Genomic DNA, 2,704 nt, shown 5'->3' on the forward strand with positions numbered 1-2,704 from the left:
GCTCCGAACAGGCGGTAGCCCCGGTATTCGGGGAAGAACTCCGGAAACCGCTTCAGGTCCTTAAGGAGCGCGCGCACGTCGTTCACCCGCAGGGTGCTCTTGACCTCCACCACCACTAGGGCATCCCCGTCCACCAGCAACAGGTCGATCTCCAGCTCCTCCCCGCCTTGGCGCACCCGCGGCCGCTCCAGGCTGCGATTGACCGCGATCCCCCGCGCCCGAAACAGCTCGACCACCCCTGGCTCCACGAGGGCCTCGAGCAACCGGCCCCACTGGCTGGTAAACAGGTTCTCGGCCGCCCGGGTCTGGGCGGAAAGGGCTGCGATTTCCCGCTCCGTGGCCTCGAAACGCCGGTCGAGACGCCGGTCGGTTTCTCGGAAACGCTGGTCGGTCTCCGCGATGCGCTGGTCAGTCTCTTTGAAGCGCTGGCCGAGACGCTGGTCGGTTTCCCGGAAACGCCGGTCGGTCTCTGCGATGCGCTGGTCGAGGCGCCGGTCGGTTTCCCGGAACAGGGTCCAGATCGACTCGACGGCTTGTTCTATCTCCACTTGGGTCATGGTTCTACGCCCAGGGGCATGTCGATTCAGGGCAATCTAACCGGGATGGGCCTTGGTTGACAAGGCGCGACCCACGGCAACGCCGATAGGGTTCTTGTCGCAAGGCGGCTTTTACCGCAGCGAGCGGTCACAAAGGATTTCTTGTACCGGCTCGGTGCGGGGAAGAGGAATCACGGATGTCGAGTGGGCTGTGCCCACCAGGGAGACCCGATATTGAGGGCGCAGCCCATACTGGTGGGCGTAGCCCACCCTAGGGGTCCTGCCCGCCGGGTCGTCGCTTAGAGACTGTCTAGGAACTCCCTTGCCGTAGATGGCTTGATGAAAATTAACGCTATGTTTATAAAGGTTTTTGTCAGATAAAGGCGGTCTAAAAAGACGGTCTCTTAATGGCATTGCGCTACCATTTAGGGTTTTACCACTACCCGGTTGCGGTGTTGGATTGATGCGCTATTCTTCGTGTCTTTGTGGCTTTGTGTGAGAAAGACGAACATCACATAAAGCCACAAAGGGGCACTACGAGACTGCCTTTTTAGACAGTCTCTTAGGTTACGCGGAAAAAGGACGCCAAGGACCTAAGGGCGACAAATGGACACGAATCGACACGGATGCTTCCATAGGCGATAGGTACGAAAGCCCCTCTCCCGCCGGGGAGGGGTTGGGGAGAGACAATCGAATAGATGCCAAGGTGAGTCACGCACTCACCCTACCAGAGGACACAAGCATGCGACCGGGAATCGACGAACTCCTGCGGGACCCCCGGCGGCGTAAGCCGCTGGCAGACAAACGCCTGGCCTTACTCGGCCACCCCGCGTCCCTGACGACGGACGGTCGTCATACGCTGGATGCCCTCATGGACTGCCCCGAAATCCGGTTGACGGCCGCGTTCGGGGCCCAACACGGCATGCGCGGGGACAAGCAGGACAACATGATCGAGAGCGCGGACTACCTGGACCCGCGCCACCGCATCCCGGTATTCAGCCTGTACGGGGAGGTCCGCTATCCGACCGCTGCCATGTTGGACACCTTCGATGTCCTGGTGGTGGATCTGCAGGACATCGGGACCCGTATCTACACCTATGTGACCACGCTCGCCTATCTGCTGGAGGCATGCGCCGCCAAGGGCAAGGCCCTGTGGGTACTGGACCGCCCGAATCCCGCCGGCCGTCCCGTAGAAGGCAGCTTCCTGGAGACGGGCTGGGAGAGCTTTGTCGGAGCCGCGCCCATCATCATGCGCCACGGCCTCACCTGCGGCGAGTTGGCGCTCTGGCTCGCCGACGCCAAGGGTCTGGCACTCGACCTGGAAGTGGTCACCATGGCCGGCTACCAACCGCAGACAGGACCCGGCTATGGTTGGCCCCTGCATCAGATCCCTTGGGTCAATCCCAGCCCCAATGCCTCCAGCCTCAACATGGCCCGCTGCTTTCCCGGCACCGTGCTGTTCGAAGGCACCACCCTGTCCGAAGGACGCGGGACCAGCACCCCGCTGGAGGTAATCGGCGCCCCCGATCTGGACTTCCTGCGCGTACTCGAACGCATGTCCAAGCTGCGGCCCGACTGGCTGGAGGGTTGCCTGCTCCGCAGCTGCTGGTTCGAGCCCACCTTCCACAAACACGTCGGTAAGCTATGCTCGGGGCTCCAGATCCACACCGACAATCACGCTTATCGGCACGCGCGCTTCAAGCCCTACCGGATTGCCGCCCTGCTGCTCAAATCCGTGCGACTGGAGTATCCCGACTACCCGCTGTGGCGGGATTTCCCCTATGAATACGAGACTGAGCGACTCGCCATCGACCTGCTCACCGGCGGGACCTTCCTCCGCGAGTGGGTGGACGACCCCGCCGCCGGACCGGCCGATCTGGAGGCCCGGCTGGTCCCTGACGAAACCGCATGGACCCGGAACCGGCAACCCTTTCTACGCTATCCTTGATTGCCTGCGCCTGCGTGTTTCAAACGCCTTTGCGGTTCATTCGTGTCCCTAATACAGCAGTGTTTCTCGTTCCCACGCGCTGCGTGGGAACCTGGTTGCTCCGCGCAGCGGAGAGCATCAGGCCTGTGTCCACCATTCCGTTCTTGGGTGGTGGTTAATTTTTAAATGCCAGCTTAACCAGTAGCTGGCAATAGCTCCGTATTATAGCGGTGCAGGAAGA

At 61.6% G+C, this 2,704-nt stretch carries 2 protein-coding genes; one reads left to right on the forward strand and one right to left on the reverse strand.

Features of this window, described 5'->3' with window-relative positions; genetic code table 11:
• The coding region (locus tag BQ17_RS15680) for an ATP-binding protein (RefSeq protein ID WP_089728629.1) at positions 1 to 557 on the reverse strand (557 nt) is incomplete at its 3' end.
• A 721-nt stretch (positions 558 to 1,278) separates the two neighbouring features.
• Between BQ17_RS15680 and BQ17_RS15685 the strand changes: the two genes are divergently transcribed.
• A complete protein-coding gene (locus BQ17_RS15685) occupies positions 1,279 to 2,484 on the forward strand; it encodes an exo-beta-N-acetylmuramidase NamZ family protein (RefSeq protein WP_089728631.1) in 1,206 nt (401 codons plus the stop codon).
• The last annotated feature ends 220 nt before the right edge of the window (positions 2,485 to 2,704 follow it).

The sequence above is a fragment of the Candidatus Thiosymbion oneisti genome (assembly GCF_900092655.1).
Taxonomy (GTDB): domain Bacteria; phylum Pseudomonadota; class Gammaproteobacteria; order Chromatiales; family Chromatiaceae; genus Thiosymbion; species Thiosymbion oneisti.